This is a genomic window from Nonomuraea sp. NPDC052129, assembly GCF_040680095.1.
Classification (GTDB): domain Bacteria; phylum Actinomycetota; class Actinomycetes; order Streptosporangiales; family Streptosporangiaceae; genus Nonomuraea.
In genome coordinates, this window is the sequence record NZ_JBFAVX010000029.1 from 89,936 (window position 1) to 105,585 (window position 15,650).

Here is a 15,650-nt window from a genome sequence, read left to right on the forward strand (position 1 = left end):
GTTCCCCCGATGATGATGGGGATCGGATGAGAGCGCCGGATTCGGTTTCCCCGGGATACGCCGATACGGCATGAACATATCCCACCATAATCGCGGCGAGCGGCCCGGTCTCCCGGCGACAGGCAAAGCCTCATTTCACAACATGCCTCCACATAATACGAATGCGCCAGATATGTCGGGAAATGCGGGATTGCGCGAGGAGCGGCACCCCAAAGCATCGCGCCGGGAATTCATCGTCTTCACTGGAGAGGCGCTCGGCGCTTCCCCTGGCTCTTCAACGACGCACCAGGAAAATGGTAAATGACGGAAAAGGTGATTGCCTGGCGCTCGCCCACGAGCGGCCCTCCCAGACCGGCTGCCCGCGCCGCCGCATCGACGGGACCTCCCGGGGAATGGGCGGCCGCGTACCTGTACGACGAGTCCGCGTCATATGGTGGGCTTTTACTGAGGAATCGGGCCGGTCGGAGTGGTGGTGAGCGGCGAGGGTTGGCTTCGTGTACCGATCGGCTCAGGGTCTCGTCGTTGGCGCACGGTCGGCACCAGCCGGAACATCCTCGCGGTGGCGCGTACGGTCACCTCGGCGAGCCGGCTGCTGGACGTGCTGCCGCTGTTCCGTTCGGATCCTCGCGTCCAGGTGCTGTTCACGGTCGCCGCGGGTTCGGCGTTCGACGACGGGATCGGCGACTATCTGCGGGACGTCGAGGCACGTGTCGTCTCTTGGGCGCAGGCCGTGGACACGCCGTTCGACCTGGCCGTCTCCGCCAGCGCCAACGGCGACCTGCACCGGCTGAGGGCCCCGCTGCTGCTGGTCCCGCACGGTGCCGGGCACAACCGGCTGCTCCCGGCCGCGGGCGGCGTCTCGGGTCTCGCCCGGCGCCAGCTGGTGCACGACGGCCGGCTCGTACCGGCGGCCATCGCCCTGCCGCACCACGAGCAACTGACCCGGTTGGCGGGCGAGTGCCCGGAGGCGGTGCCTCTGGCCGTGGTGACCGGCGATCCGTGCTTCGACCGGATCCTGGCGAACGCGGCGCGGCGCGACCGCTACCGGCGCGCCCTCGGCACCGGCGACCGCAAGCTGGTGCTGATCAGCTCCACCTGGGGCGAACACTCCCTGCTCGGCGCCAACGACGACCTGGTCGCGCGGCTGACGGCCGAGTTGCCGGTGGACGAGTACCAGGTGGTCCTGGCCGCGCATCCGAACGTCTGGTACGGCCACGGCGGCCTGCAGGTCCGGCTGTGGCTGGGGGACGCCCTCGACGCCGGCCTCGTGCTGCTCCCTCCCCGGCAGGGCTGGCAGGCGGCGCTCCTGGCGGCGGACGTGGTCGTGGGCGACCACGGGTCGGTCACCTTCTACGGCGCCGCGCTGGGCCGCCCGACCCTTCTGGCCTCGTCCGGTCGCGAGGCCGAGGAGCTCGATCCGGCCTCCCCCACGGCCGCGCTGTCCCGGGCGCTGCCCCGCCTGGACCCGCGGCGGGACCTGCGGGGGCAGATCGAGCGGATCATGGAGACGTACCGGCCGGGTGCCTATGACGAGGTCACCGGGCGGACACTGGGCGAGTCCGGCCGGGCGGGCACGTTGTTACGGCACGTCGCGTACCGGCTGATGGACCTCGAACCCGGACCCGAGCCCGCCGCCACCGCGCTGCCCGATCCCTTGGGGGAGCGTGGCGAGGTGCTCTCGTTCCTGGTCGAAGCCGAGGTCCAGGACGGCACCGTGTCCCTGCGCCGCTTCCCGGTGACCGGCGCGGGGCAGCGCTTCCCCGTGACCGGCGAGGGGGAGCGCGTACGAGACCCGCATCTCGTCGTGGACGCCGAGGAGCCGGACCGGCGGCGGCTGGAGACCGCGGCCATCATCGTCCGCGGGGACCCGGCCGACGGCTGGGCGGCGGAGACCCTGCGGCGCTACCCCGGCTGTCTCATGGCGGCCGAGGTGGCCGGTGCGCGGCGGGTCCGCCTGGCGCTACGGGACGGGCGGCGGTTCGACGTCACCGCCTCCGCCGGAGCGCGCGGCGAGCTCGACCCCCGGTGCCTGCCGTCCGCGGTGTACGGCTGGCTGGTCAACGGCGACGGCCCCTTGACCAGCGTCCGGGTCGGCGACCGGGAAGCGGCCATCGACCTTCGTTAGCCGCTCAGGCGAGCGAGCAAGGGCCGCCGACCTCGCTCAGCCGAGCGGAAAGCGAGCCGCCGACTTCGCTCAGGCGAACGGGAAGCGGCCGTCTCAGTCGCTCAGGCGGGCGCGGAGTTCCTCGGCCTTGGGCAGGTTGCCGGAGGCGAGGCAGACCGCGATGGCCTGCCGCAGATGGCCCCCGGCGTCCATGTGGTCGAGGTCGGCCAGCAGCTCCAGGGCGCGCGTCTGCTTGGCCGGAATGCGGCGCTCGCGCATGATGTCCGCGGCGATCCGCGCCGAGTGCAGCGCCTGCGCGGAGTGGCCGAGCTCGCGGTGGGCCTCGCCCAGGACGAGGTGGATCTTCCCCTGGCTGAGCCGGTCATCGGCCGAGATCATGAGAGCCAGAGCCCGGTCGAAGGCGGCGATCGCCGCTTCGTGCCGACCAGCGCGGCTGTGGACCAGGCCGAGATGGTAGCTCTGCAGGCCGATCCCCCGCGTGTTGCCCAGCCCTTCGTGGATGGCCAGCGCGGCGGCGAAGTGGGCGGCGGCATCCTCCATCAGCTCCCGGGCCTGGCCGAGCGACTCCAAGGCGTCCCCTTGGGCCCGGGCAGCCTGCCCGAACGGTCCCAGGGCGGCCGCTTGGGCCAGGGCGACCTGCCCGAGCGACTCCAGGACGACCGCCTCCATCCTCGGGTCATCCGCCTCGCGGGCCGCCTGATGCGCGTGGACCAGCTCGGCCTGGGCCTGGTCGGTTTCGCCGAGCTCCAGATGGGCGCGGGCCACCTGGTTCCGCATCCTGGCCTCCACGGCGCGGTCGCCGACGCGGAGCGCCGCGGCCACGCCCAGCCGGTTGGTCTCGATCCAGTCCGCGTAGTGCTTGCGCTCGTGATAGAGCGGCCACAGGGCCTCGGCCAGCTGCCAGACCAGCTCGTCCCATTCACCTGCCGCCACCGCGCGCAGCAGCGCGAGCACGTTGGGGCGCTCCTTCTCCAGCCAGTCGAGGGCCGCGCCGGGCGTGGCGAACGGCAGGCCGACGGCCGACAACCGCTCCCGATGGTCGGCCAGGCGCAGCCGGGGACCCATGGCGGCGTCGGCGGCGGCCACCTGCCCCAGGTACCACTCCGCCACCCGCCGCAGCGCGGCTTCCCGTGCCTCGGGCGGGTCCAGGCGCCGCGCGCACCGGGCCGCGTGCAGCCGGACCAGGTCATGGAAGCGGTAGGTGTCGCCGTCGAGCTCTTCGATGAGACTCGCGTCGAGCAGCAGGTCCAGCGCGTGGTCCGGCTCGCTCTCCAGGACGGCCCGCGCCACCCCGGCCGAGAAGCCGGTGCCGGGCAGCGTGCCCAGCAGGCGGTAGAGCCGGGCCGCCTGCTCCGGCAGCCCGGTGTACGCGGAGTCGAAAACCGCTTCGACGATCGCTCTGCCCTCCGTCATCAGGTGGTCCAGCCGTCGTTCGGCGTCCCGCAGCTCGCCGACCAGCCGATCGACCGTCCACCTCGGCCGTTGGACCAGCCGCGCCCCGGCCACCCGCAGGGCGATCGGCAGGCCGCCGCACAGCCGTACGAGCTCACTCACCCGCTCCCGCTCGGCGACGACCCGATCCTCGCCCAGCATGCCGGACAGGAGTCGTACCCCCTCCTCGTCCTGGAGCGGCGCGACCCTGACCGGCCGCGCCCCCGCGACCAGCAGCTCGCCGAGCTGGTGGTGGCTGGTCACGACGACCGCGCTCGCGGCGGAGGCGGGGAACAGCGGCGTCACCTCGGCGGCATGCTCGGCGTCGTCCAGCAGCACGAGCAGCCGCAGGTCGGCCGTCATGGAGCGGAACATGGCCGCCCGTTCCGGCAGCTCCGCCGGGATCCATTCCTCGTGGACGCCGAACGCGCGCAGGAACCCGCCGAGGACGTCACTGACCTCGGTGCCGCCCCGGTGCCGCAGCGCGCCGAAGTCGGCGTACAGCTGGCCGTCACTGAACCGCTCGTGGACCTGGTGCGCCCAGCGGCGGCTGACCGCGCTCTTGCCGACTCCCTTGAGGCCGCTGACCACCGCGATCGCGGGTCCCTCCTCAAGGAGAAGCAGGCGGTCGAGAAGCGCCAGCTCCGTGGTCCGGTTGACGAAGCCGGGTGGCGCGGCGGGCAGCTGCCGGGGGATCCGTACGGGCGGCGGAGGCGTGGCGCCTATGGTCACGGACCCAATGTCCCTGGCCTGCACCACCCCGCCGGACACCTGTCCGGACACCTCGTTGCGTATATCAGCGTCGTTCGCCTGCCCAGCGCTCTCCGGCCCAGCCACGGTTCAGTAGTGTTCCCGCCGCACTGGATCGTGGCAAGCGGAGCGCTAGTGTGGGAGAACGTCCTTGACGGAAAAGAGCTGCCGGCGAAAAGAGCTGCGATGGATCCGAGTGTCATTCCCGCTCTGGCGGCGGTCATCTCCGCGATTGTCGGCGGCGCCGCGGGCGAAGCCGGCAAGAATGCCTGGACCTCTTTGACGGGCCTCGTACGCCGCCGTTTCGGCGACGACGCCGTAGCCGCCATCGAAACAGCGCAAACCCCGGAGGAAACCGCCAAAAACCTGGTCGAACGCGCCCAGGAAGACGCTGAATTCGGGCAGAACCTGACGTCGTGGACCACGGAGACGGCCAGGCTCGTCCAGACCAAGCACGACGTGTCCAACACGATCAGCGGCGATGCCCGGATCACCGGCCCGGTGCTCCAAGCGGGTGACATTTTCGGGTCGATCAATTTCGGCAAATCCAGTTAGGACTGAAAGGCCCGCCCGATACCGCCATTCCAGCGGTTAAGCGCTTGATTTGTACGAGTCCTTCCGTTCCCGTCCATAGACCAACCGCCTACGCGCGGATACGTTGCACGTATCCCGATATGACGACACCCCCAAACCCTTGGGAGGACTCTCGCATGTGCGGAATCGCCGGATGGGTGGACTTCAGCCGCGACCTGGCCAGTGAACACGGCACCGCCCAGGCCATGACCGAGACCATGAGCTGCCGCGGCCCGGACGATCGGGGCCTGTGGCTGTCACCGCACGCCATACTCGGCAACCGGCGGCTCGCGGTCATCGACGTCGAGGGCGGCCACATGCCCATGACGGCCGAGGGCCCGGTCGTCATCACCTACAGCGGGGAGATCTACAACTTCGTCGAGCTGCGGGCCGAACTGGCGGCCAAGGGGCACCGCTTCCGCACCAGGAGCGACACCGAGGTCGTGCTCCACGGCTACCTCGAATGGGGCGCGGGCGTCGCCGACCGGCTCAACGGCATGTACGCCTTCGCCATCTGGGACGACCGCGCCCAAGAGCTCTTGCTGGTGCGCGACCGCCTGGGCGTCAAACCGCTCTACTACTACCCGCTGCGCGACGGCGTGCTGTTCGGCTCGGAGCCGAAGGCGATTCTCGCCAACCCGCTGGTCGAGCCGGTGGTGGACACCGACGGCCTGCGCGAACTGCTCACCTTGGGCAGGAGCCCGGAGCGGGCCGTCTTCAAGGGCATGCGCGAGCTGCGCCCCGGCCACCTGCTGCGGGTACGCCGGGAAGGGCTGGCCATCCGCCGCTACTGGGCGCTGGAGCCGCGCGAGCACACCGATGACCTCGACGTCACCGTCAGCACGATTCGCGCCCTGCTCGAAGACATCGTGGGCCGCCAGCTCGTCTCGGACGTGCCCCTGTGCAGCCTGCTGTCGGGCGGCCTGGACTCCAGCACCATCACCGCGATGGCCAGGAAACACGGGCAGATCCGGTCCTTCGCCGTGGACTTCGCCGGATACGCGGAGCAGTTCCAGCCCGACGAGCTGCGTGGTGATCCGGACGCGCCGTTCGTACAGGAGCTCGCGCGCTACGTCGAATCCGACCACACCGACATCATGCTCGACACCGCGGAGCTGACCGACCCGCGCCTGCGCTCGTCGGTGGTGCGTGCCTTCGACATCCCGAACTTCCTCGGTGACATGAACGGCTCCCTGTACATGCTGTTCAGGGCGATCCGCGAGCACTCCACCGTGGCCCTGTCCGGCGAGTCGGCCGATGAGCTGTTCGGTGGCTACGCGTGGTTCCACATGCCACAGGCGGTCGAGGCCGACACCTTCCCGTGGCTCGCGATGGTCATGCGTGACCACGATCCGGCCGATCTGCTCGACAAGGCGCTGTTCGACCGGCTCGACCTGCCGTCGTACACCGCCGACACTTACCGGAGCGCGCTGGCCGAGGTGCCGTACCTGCCTGGCCAGAACGCCCTCGAACGGCGGATGCGGGAGGTCTGCTACCTGCACCTGACCCGGTTCCTGCCGGTCCTGCTGGACCGCAAGGACCGGTTGAGCATGGCCGTCGGCCTGGAGGTCCGGGTGCCGTTCTGCGACCACCGGCTGGTCGAGTACGTCTTCAACACGCCGTGGGCGATGAAGACCTTCGACGGCCGGGAGAAGAGCCTGCTCCGCGCCGCCGCCGGCGACCTGGTTCCCGAGTCGATCCTGCGGCGGGTCAAGAGCCCCTACCCGGCGACTCAGGACGTCGCCTACGAGCAGGCGCTCCGCGACACGTTGAGCGACCTCGTCCGCGCCGGGAAGGCGCCGGTCCTGCCGCTGCTCGACGCGGCGGCCGTCAGGGAGCTCACTGCGGCCCCGGTCGGCAAGACGACCACGACGATGTCGAGGATGAGCCTGGAGCTGGCCCTGGACCTGAACGTCTGGCTCGAGTCCTACGGCGTCCGCCTGGACCTGTAGACCGGGCCTCCTAGCCCACGCTCAGGCCACGCCTAGCCCAGCCGTACGGTGATCGTCTTCGAGCTGCCACCCCGGTCCGACAACCGCCCCCACCGGAGGGTGAGCCGCGCGCCCGTCGTGGCGCTCACCAAGAGCGGATGGCCGCGCAGCACCCGGGTCACCGGCCGGTCCCAGGTCACGGTCAGCTCGCTCAGGTCGCGCCGGGGATCCGACACGGTCAGCGTGGCCGTGCCGTCGCCGCACTCCTTGACGAGGACCGCGCACGGAGCGGAGGCGGTCAGGCCGTCGACCGCTCCGGCGTTCCAGAAGTTGACGGCGGTCAGGCCGAGCGACGGCACCTGGACACCCTGCTGGCGCGCGGTGTTGGCCAGGACGCGTAACCAGGTCGGGTCGGTGGCGCGGGCGCGGGTCCGCGCCGGGGTCGCGCCCGGGAGGAGCACGTAGAAGTAACCGGCCGCGTCCGGGTCGGTCCCGTGGTCGAGCCAGAGGGTCACATAGTTCCGGGTCACCGAGCCGGCGGCGCGGTTCTCGCGCAGCGTGCGCAGGAGGCCGTGGAAGACGTAGCCGCCGTGGCCCGCCAGGTGCGCCCAGCCCGCCTTCTGGTCGAGGGTGAGGAGCGCGCCGGTCCGGCGGTTGTCCACGATGGTCTCGACCGGCACGCCGTCCCGCCCGGTGATCCCGGCCCCCAGGCAGACCACGGCGTCGTCGAGGAAGAACCACGACTTGAACGCCTCCATCGTGCTCTGGAGGCCGTTCAGGTGCTGGCCGACCGTCGCGTACCTGCCGTCGGTGGCGCCGCCCACCCAGCGGCCCGGCGGGCAGGTGTCGCCCCACGCCGCCCCGGCGCCGTCGGCCAGCCGCTTGGTGGAGACGGTCGTGCCCGGCAGCCGGTAGGGGTCGACGGTGGCCCAGAAGGAGTCGGAGTACTGGTCGCCGTGGCCCTTGGCCCACCAGTAGAGCATTCCCGAGCCGGTGTGCCAGCCGCGTAAGTTCTCGCCGTTGCCGTGCTCGTAGTGACCGATCCGGTAGGAGGCCATGCTGAGCCCCGCGCACCAGCCCGGCCCTCGGTGGACGGCGCGGGCGCTCATCGGCAGCAACCTGTGCCCGGCCGGTTCCGGCGCGGCGGGGATCGTCTCGTCGTCCAGGATCGCGGCCAGGCGGGCGTGAAACCCGAGGTCGGCCTCTTCGAGCATCGGCTGGACCGTGTCACGTACCGCCCAGCCCTTGACCATGCCCTGCCAGCGGGTCCGGGCCGCGACGGGCGCCGCGTCCCCGAGCAGCAGGATCGCCGAGGCGATCAGCCGTCCCCTCCTGTGGTCGCCGTACGGATCCCGGCCGATCCCCCGCCCGCTGACCAGGTCCATGCAGAAGCCGTCGTGAACGAACGGCGCGAATGACCGCTCGACCATGTCGAAGAGGTTCGGGGCGGCGAGCTCCCACGGAGTGCCGCGCAGCACCGCGAACAGCGTCGCGAGGCCGGACAGCATCACCATTCCGTATCCGCCCTGGTAGGGGATGGAGGTGTGCTGGATGAACGAGCCGTCCCGGTAGAAGCCGTCGCCCTCGGTGACGTACGGGAAGACCGGGTCCAGCGCCGAGACGGCCAGCGCGGCCTTGTCCGCGTCGGATCTGAGGATGGCCCGCAGCAGCATCACTGTGCACAGGTCCACCCGGTTGGCTCCGGTGCTGTTGCCGCTGTAGTCGTCCAGGCGCCACTCGGGTACGAAGTGGTCCACGGCCTCGCTCAGCGCCCGGCTCTGCGCGTCCGTCAGGTGCGGGCCGATCAGCAGGGCCACGTCGAGGAGCCGCTTCGGGGTGCCGATCTGCCAGGGCCACCAGTTGCCGACCGGGCGGGCGCCCGCCGCGTACACCTGCCGCCGGTAGTGGTCGAGGCCGGTGGCGACGGCCGCGGCCAGGCTCGCGTCGCCGGTCAGGCCGGTCCCGGGTAAGGCGTACGCGCGGGCCATGGCCTGCAGCCGCACCGGGGTCTGGACGAAGGACGGGAACGCCAGGCCGGGCCAGAGCGACGTGCCGGTCGGCGCCATGGTGTCCCGGTAGCCGGCCGCGGTGCTGCCCAGCTGTAAGAGCCTGGTCCGGTACGGCTCCGCGGTCGCGTCGAACCCCGCGCCCGCCGTCACGTCCCGCCACCGGCGGCGCAGGAGGGCGAAGTCCGCCGGGTGGGCCGATCGCCACGCGGCGGGGACCAGCCCGCCGGCCACGGCGGCACCGCCGAGCCGGAGGAACAACCGCCTGGAGTACTCGTTCACGCAGGGATCAGTGGCCGGAGACGATCTGGATGAGCTGGGTGGCGGCGGAGAAGTCGGCGGTCAGCCGGTTCTTGGTCACCGCGAACGCGAGGCCGCCGGCCGTGTCCCCGTACGCGAAGCTCCCGCCCGCACCACCCATCCCGAACGCGCTCATGACCGGCTCTTCGACCCCCGGCAGACCGATGGAGAACCCCAGCCCCCACGAGGAAGGATTGCCGAAGACCTGGTCGACGCCCTCGGCCGTGACAGCCGTGACCTCGCGCAGCCGCTCCGGAGAGATCAGGCGCACACCGGGGACGTCGCCCATGAGCGCGGCGTACACGCGCGCGATGGCGCGGGCCGAGGTCTTGCCACCCGCCGGGATGTCGGCCGCCAGAATGTCCGCCCGGTTGCCCAGAGCGGCCGACGCGAACGTGGCCGGCGGGCCCGCCCTGAACATCGGCGAGTCCGCCGGCATGCCCGCCATCAAGTCCGCGGCACCCTCCTGGTCCTCCAGCACGGCCAGGCGGCCGTGCTCGGCGGCCGGCACGCCGAAGTAGAGCTCGTCGGCCACGCCCAGCGGCCCGGTGACCTCCTCCCGCAGCACCTGCGAGATGGGCTTGCCGGTCGCCCGGCGAACGATCTCACCGACGAGGTAGCCGAAGGTGTAGCCGTGGTAACCGACCGCGGTGCCCGGCTCCCACCACGGCTCGGCGTCGGCGAGCGCCGCGCACATCTTGTCCCAGTCGCACAGGTCCGCCGCCGTGGTGTCCGCGGGCAGGCCCGGCACACCGGCCGCGTGGGTCAGCACGTGCCGGACGGTCACCGCGCCCTTCCCGTGCGCGGCGAACTCCGGCCACAGCTCGGCCACGCGCGTGTCGTACGAGAAGGCGCCGCGCTCGGCGAGCACGTGTGCCACCGTCGCGGTCGCCGCCTTCCCGATCGAGTAGTTGTTGAACACGGTGCCCGGCGTCACCTGCCGCCCGGTCGCCGGATCGGCCACTCCGGCGACCGCGTCCACCAGCTGCTCGCCGTGCAGGTAGACGGCCACCTGCACGCCACGCTCCGCCCCTGACTCGACCATCCGGTCGATGGCTTGCTGGACCTGCTGCTGGATGTCGCTCATCACCGCGCCCCTCCCCCTGCTGCTACCGCTGTCGCGGGTGTAGACAGGCTAACGGCCGGAACCTCATCGGAAAGGGCGACAACGGCTTGTCAGGCGACTGGCGAGCGGCTGTCAGGCGGCCGGGGAGCGGCGTCTGAAGCTCGCCAGACCCAAGCCGCCGCCCAGGAGCCCGACGATGATGCCCGCCACGCCCATGACCCGGGCCGTGCCGTCGGACGCCGGCGACGAGGCGGACTGCTTCATCACGGCGACCGTCTGCTGCGCGGCGGGCGGAGCCGCCGTGGTCATGGCCATCCTGGCGTGCTCCCCGCCGGACGCCGCCGCCACCAGCTTCAGCGTGGGCAGCGGGTGCTCCGCCTCCTTGCCGTCGCTCTTGGGCGCGTCCGCCCACTTGACGACCTCGCCGCCGGTGTAGGTCTGCTCGGTCGGGAAGGCGATCTCGTCCACGTCCTTGGGCAGAGGCCCGACCGACACCTCGAACTCCTGGAACTGTCCCGGCTCGATCTTGCCGCCGGTCCACGTGACCTTCAGGACGGATTCGGTGACCTTGTCCCCGTCGTCGGCGACCACGGGCTCGGGCAGCTTGCCCTCGGTCATCTCGGCCTTCCAGCCGGGCACCGGCTTGACCGAGACGAAGGGCAGGGGATGGTCGGTGGGGAAGGTGACGACGAGTTTGGTGGTCGAAGCGTCGTCACGCTCGTTGGGCACCCGGAAGGCGAGCTTGGTCCAGCCGCCCTTCTCCGCGGTCCCGGGGTTGATCGTGACATGGGCGAGGGCGGGGATCGCGAGGCCCACCGTGAGGGCCAGGGCTGCCGCGGCGACGGTGCCGACTCGGCGGTAAAGCATGGGAGTCTCCACTTCGTTTTCGGAAATGCCGGACACGACGCGCTCGACTGCTCGCGTCGTTGGGGGGTCAGGCAGAACGAAGTGGTGGACCGCGCCGTACAACCGCGTACCGCAACATGCGCTCGCGCGGCCGGTCGAGAACGAGATCCGCGGCCACGGGGGCGGCGGGCGGCCAGACAGGGCCGGCGACAGGCGTGAGGATCCGTACGGCGCGCGAGGCGAGCCGGCGCAGCAACGACCAGAGGGCGGCCTCACCACCGGCCAGCCACCACGCGGTCAGCAGCGTGGCGACGGCGTGACACAGGAACATGCCGGGCCAGGTGCTCTGGCCATGAACACCGGTCAGGTGCGGGGACTCGCCCGTCGAGGCGAACAGCACGTGCAGGCCCACCTGCGCCGTGCCCAGCAGCCCGATGATCAGCGGCTGGGATCGCTCCCTGCCGGCCATCGCGGTGGCCGCGACCAGCACGACGGCGCCCGCGCCCGCGACCATGCCCGGCCCTGGGGCGTTGCCGCCCGCCAGCCAGTGCCCGATGGCGGACAGGGCCACGCAGACGACCGTGAACGAGGCCGACCGCGCAAGACGCATCGGCAGCCTGGCGCGCGTCGCGCCCACCTGCCGCTGCGAGTCCTGTGTACGGGTCACGATCAGGCCTGGTGCTCCTTGATCTCCGCGATCTGGGCGGTCTGCTCGGAGACGAGCCGGGTCGCCATCTCGATCGTGGGACCGTGCTTCCCGCCGCTCTGGGCGGACGTGGCCATCATGACGCCGTGGTCGAGGTGCTGCGAGATCAGCGACAGCCAGAGCTTGTCGAAGGCCTTACCGGACTTCGGGGTCAGCTGGGCGACCTGGTCGGCGACGCCCTTGGCGTCCTCAGCCGGTACGGCCACCTGCCAGGACTTCAGCCACGACGACATCTTCTCGATGTCGGCCTTCTCGTTGGTCTCCAGCTTCTGGCTCAGTTCGCGTACGTACGGCGTGTCCGTGCGCTTCGCGACCAGTTCGGCCAGCTGGATGGTCTGCCGGTGATGAGTGATCATCTCCTGGCTGAAGGTGACGTCCTGCTGGTCGTAGGCGGCCATGGCGGCGGGCGCTCCCGCCGCCGACGCGGCACACCCACCGGCCAGTGTCGCGCAGAGCAGGGCGCCGACGATCGTGGTCCAACGCATGCTTCCCCTTGGGGGGTGTGGGGATGGGTCACGTGGAGATACGCGGTGCGCCGGATAACAGTTCAACAACGGGCCGGTCGGCGCGTCACTCACGAGATGGCCTGGAGTGACGCGCTCGCCGGCGCTGCCGTACCAGGTATTCGCAGCCGACCTCCGGATGGATGGGCGACGGTGGATGAGTGGCGGTCGGGGTCGGGTGGCGGTCGAGGGCAGATGGCGAGCGCCGCGCGGTGACCGTGCCGCGCGGTGTCGGGGGTCAGGTGGCGGGCAGGTTCACCAGGAACAGCGGCCGGGTGGTCGGCTGTGCGGAACCGCCGGCCGGTTCGACGGTGACGCCGAGCTTGGCCACCCCGGGTCCAGGCGCGGCGATCACCGGCTGCGTGCGGCCGGCGGCGTCGGCGCTGAGCAGCCCGGCCGACCTGATCCGCCCAGGGGCCAGCTGCCAGAGCTGATAGACCTGGCCTTCCGGCAGATTGGCCAGCCCGGCGGCCAGGAACACCATCTTGCCCCGCGAGCGCGACACGACCACCGTGCCGCGACCGCCCTGCTTGGCCGCGGCCGTGGCGATGCGGGAGTCCGGCGCGGTCAGCACCGCGGCGACCTCCTGGTTCATCCGACGTACCTGGTTCAGCTCGTCACGGGCCTGCAAGGCGCCGGCACCGAACACGACGGCCGCCGCCAGGCAGGCCGCGACGCCCACGCCCGCCATCAGCGGCCGCCACCGCAGCCACGTCCGAGGCCGCCGGGACCGCCCCTGGGGGCGACGCCCAGCCCCATGCCCGGAGCGCCGCGGTGTCCCCCAGTTGTCTTCCTGGGCGGGTACGGCGACGGTCGGCGGGACCTGCCGAACCTGATCGATCTGGGCGAATACCCGCTCCTTGAGGCCGGGCGGCGGCTCGACGGCCACGGCGGAACCCAGCCGGGCCGCGGTCTCGGCGAACGCGGCGACCTCCAGCGCGCACTCGGCGCACCCGGTCAGATGGTCCTCGAAGTGACGCCGCTCCAGCTCATCGTCGACGGCGTCCAGCGCGTACGCGCCGACCAGCGTGTGCGGATCGGGCCCGCCGGTCATGCCTCTCATCGCTCCACCCCCAGGCAGTCGCGCAGCCGGATCAGCCCGTCGCGCATCCTGGTCTTCACCGTCGCGAGCGGGACTTTCACCAGCTCAGCGACCTCACGATAGGAATATCCGCCGTAATAAGCGATGGTGACCGACTCTCGCTGCAACGCGGTCAGGCCCTGCAGGCAGCGGCGCAGGCGCTCGCGTTCGAGCCGGGTTTCGACGGATTCGGCGACCTCGTCGAAGGGCCGGTGCACGTCCATCCGGGCCGCTCGCTCCTCGCGATCCATACTCGCCTGAGCCGAACGGACCCGGTCGATCGCCCGGCGATGCGCGATCGTCAGCACCCAGGCCATCCCCGAGCCCCGGCCCGACTGGAAGCGCGCGGCGTTGCGCCACACCTCCACCAGGACCTCCTGAGCCACCTCCTCGCTCTGGGCCCGGTCTCGGAGCACCCGCAGCACGAGCCCGAACACGCGCGGCGCCACGACCTCGTACAGCCGCTCGAACGCCGCCCTGTCCCCCCGCGCGACGTCCTCCAGCAACTCCTCGACCCCGGGGACCCGCTCGCCTCCCCAGCCCGGCTCACGTCCCGCTTCGACGCGGCTCGACGACCCATACCGAGCTTCGAAACCCCCCGGCGCACGTCCTGGTTCGATGCGGCCCGACGTGGGTCCCGGTTCGATGCGGCCCGGTTCGCGTCCCGCTTCCATGCACCCTCCCGCCGTGGCCGACTTGGCGCCGGCCACAAGTGGTTCGGATCAGAGAGCGCGATGGATGTCCTGGAGCTCCTACGGCTTTCGCGCGACCCCGCACACCGCGCTCACCAGCTTGGACGGCTCGTCCCACGCGTCGCTGGGTCGCCGCCACTGGGGAGTGGGTACGACGCCGGGCTCGACAAGCTCAAGCCCCTCGAAGAAGGTGGCCATCTGGGCGGGACTGCGCAGGTGATAGGAGTTGGCGGCCGCCTTGTTGTAGGCGCTGACGGCCTCCATCAGGGCCGGGTTGGTGTTGGTGCCGTCGCTGAGCACGAGGTAGCTGCCCGGCGATAACGCGGCCATCAGCCGGTCGACGATCCCCCACGGGTCGTCCTCGTCGGGCACCTGCCCGGCGATGCTCAGCATCACCAGGGCGATCGGCTGACTGAAGTCGAGAGTCTTGGCCGCGCCTTGGAGGATGACGTCGGGGTTGCGTACGTCGGCGTCGATGTATGCGGTGACGCCCGGCTCGGTGCTGGTCAGCAGGGCACGGGCGTGGACGAGCACGATGGGATCGTTGTCGACGTAGACGACCCGGGTCTCGGGGGCGGTGCGCTGGGCGACCTCGTGGATGTTGTTGGCCGTCGGCAAGCCGGTCCCGATGTCCAGAAATTGCCGGACTCCGACCTCTTCCACCAGGTACGTGACCGCGCGGATGAGGAACTCCCGCTGCAGCCGCGCAACTTCGGCGAAGTCAGGAAATGTCCGAAGCAGCAGCTCACCGGCCTCGCGGTCGGGCGCGAAGTGATCCTTGCCGCCCAGCAGATAGTTCCACACGCGGGCTGAATGGGGGATGGTCGTGTCAATGCGTTCCCATGCGGACTGGCCGGTGGGGCTGCCATCGCTCATGACACTCCATTCCTGAGGTTGACCGCGGCCCCCGGCCACGCTCGTCCAAGAGCCACTTTAGTGGTCTCTTCGGGCATAACGCGTACGAGATATCAGTCGGCGACCGAGTGCCACATTCTCCTCAATCCCGGCGGGTCTGGAGGTGGGCGGTCGCGGTCGCCACGGCCACGGTCTTGCCGTCGGGCGCGATGAGCTCGCCGGCCAGGAAGCACACCTCCCTGCCGCGCCGCACCACCCGCCCCCGGCCGGTGAGCCGCCCCGGCCGCGCCGGGCGAAGGTATTGGACGTGCAGGTCGAGGGTGACCGCGAACTGGTCTTCCGGCAGCGTCGCGACCAGCGCCGGCCCCAGTGTGTCGTCGAGCATCGCGGCGAGGAAACCGCCCTGGATCACCCCGACGGGATTGACGAACCGCTCGCTCGCCTCGAACGCCACCTCGATGGTGCCCCGCTCGGGATCCACTTCCATCAGCTGCCAGCCCAGGGTCTCGGCCGCGGCCGGCGGCGGGACCCGCCCGGCCAACACATCCCAGAATGGCCCGCGCCGCCGCGGTTCGGTGTCCATGAACACAGTGAACAGACCCGCACCGACAGTTCCGCCGCTGTTCCGCCACGGCCCCGCGGTCGGCAGCTCGAACAAGCCATCCGACAGCTCCAACAGACCGTCCGACAGCTCGCACGAACCGTCCGACAGCTCGAACAGGCCGTCGGGCAGCTGAACAAGCCGTCCGGCAGCTCGAAGGCAGCGCACATCACGCCGTCAGCGG

Annotated in this window: 13 protein-coding genes; 3 read left to right on the forward strand and 10 right to left on the reverse strand. The window is 71.1% G+C overall.

Annotated features, from left to right (window positions below):
• Positions 1–559 precede the first annotated feature (559 nt).
• The gene (locus tag AB0L53_RS43170; RefSeq protein WP_364007568.1) at positions 560–2,125 is read left to right on the forward strand and encodes a hypothetical protein; all 1,566 of its coding nucleotides are present in this window, start codon (positions 560–562) and stop codon (positions 2,123–2,125) included.
• Positions 2,126–2,218: 93 nt separating this feature from the next.
• On the opposite strand, the gene AB0L53_RS43175 is transcribed toward AB0L53_RS43170, so the two are convergent.
• Complete coding sequence (locus tag AB0L53_RS43175) at positions 2,219–4,339, reverse strand: tetratricopeptide repeat protein (RefSeq protein ID WP_364007571.1); 2,121 nt, start codon at positions 4,337–4,339, stop codon at positions 2,219–2,221.
• Positions 4,340–4,492: 153 nt separating this feature from the next.
• Between AB0L53_RS43175 and AB0L53_RS43180 the strand changes: the two genes are divergently transcribed.
• Together AB0L53_RS43180 and asnB are read left to right on the forward strand one after the other, a co-directional pair.
• A complete protein-coding gene (locus AB0L53_RS43180; protein WP_364007573.1) occupies positions 4,493–4,861 on the forward strand; it encodes a hypothetical protein in 369 nt (122 codons plus the stop codon).
• A gap of 155 nt (positions 4,862–5,016) precedes the next feature.
• Positions 5,017–6,831 carry an asparagine synthase (glutamine-hydrolyzing) gene (asnB, locus tag AB0L53_RS43185; protein WP_364007576.1) on the forward strand — a complete coding sequence of 605 codons (1,815 nt, stop codon included), beginning with the start codon at positions 5,017–5,019 and terminating at the stop codon, positions 6,829–6,831.
• 32 nt (positions 6,832–6,863) lie between these two features.
• On the opposite strand, the gene AB0L53_RS43190 is transcribed toward asnB, so the two are convergent.
• The 9 genes from AB0L53_RS43190 to AB0L53_RS43230 all read right to left on the reverse strand — a co-directional run bounded on the left by AB0L53_RS43190 (position 6,864) and on the right by AB0L53_RS43230 (position 15,448).
• Positions 6,864–9,098 carry a polysaccharide lyase 8 family protein gene (locus tag AB0L53_RS43190; RefSeq protein ID WP_364007579.1) on the reverse strand — a complete coding sequence of 745 codons (2,235 nt, stop codon included), beginning with the start codon at positions 9,096–9,098 and terminating at the stop codon, positions 6,864–6,866.
• Positions 9,099–9,105: 7 nt separating this feature from the next.
• Positions 9,106–10,203 (reverse strand): serine hydrolase domain-containing protein, encoded by a 1,098-nt coding sequence (locus AB0L53_RS43195; protein WP_364007582.1) that lies wholly within the window; start codon positions 10,201–10,203, stop codon positions 9,106–9,108.
• Between the two features lie 111 nt (positions 10,204–10,314).
• The gene (locus AB0L53_RS43200) at positions 10,315–11,049 is read right to left on the reverse strand and encodes a YcnI family protein (RefSeq protein WP_364007585.1); all 735 of its coding nucleotides are present in this window, start codon (positions 11,047–11,049) and stop codon (positions 10,315–10,317) included.
• A 67-nt stretch (positions 11,050–11,116) separates the two neighbouring features.
• Positions 11,117–11,695, reverse strand: a complete 579-nt coding sequence (locus tag AB0L53_RS43205; RefSeq protein WP_364007588.1) for an MFS transporter — start codon at positions 11,693–11,695, stop codon at positions 11,117–11,119.
• Between the two features lie 2 nt (positions 11,696–11,697).
• Positions 11,698–12,219, reverse strand: coding sequence for a DUF305 domain-containing protein (locus AB0L53_RS43210; protein WP_358534014.1), 522 nt, complete (start codon positions 12,217–12,219; stop codon positions 11,698–11,700).
• A gap of 256 nt (positions 12,220–12,475) precedes the next feature.
• Complete coding sequence (locus AB0L53_RS43215; protein ID WP_364007591.1) at positions 12,476–13,300, reverse strand: anti-sigma factor; 825 nt, start codon at positions 13,298–13,300, stop codon at positions 12,476–12,478.
• On the reverse strand, positions 13,297–13,992 hold the full coding sequence (sigK, locus tag AB0L53_RS43220) for an ECF RNA polymerase sigma factor SigK (RefSeq protein ID WP_364007594.1): 696 nt from the start codon (positions 13,990–13,992) through the stop codon (positions 13,297–13,299). The genes AB0L53_RS43215 and sigK overlap by 4 nt, the downstream gene beginning before the upstream one ends.
• A gap of 78 nt (positions 13,993–14,070) precedes the next feature.
• Positions 14,071–14,886: an SAM-dependent methyltransferase gene (locus AB0L53_RS43225; protein WP_364007596.1), complete on the reverse strand. Its 816-nt coding sequence runs from the start codon at positions 14,884–14,886 to the stop codon at positions 14,071–14,073.
• 121 nt (positions 14,887–15,007) lie between these two features.
• Positions 15,008–15,448, reverse strand: coding sequence for a PaaI family thioesterase (locus AB0L53_RS43230; protein WP_364007599.1), 441 nt, complete (start codon positions 15,446–15,448; stop codon positions 15,008–15,010).
• Positions 15,449–15,650 lie beyond the last annotated feature (202 nt).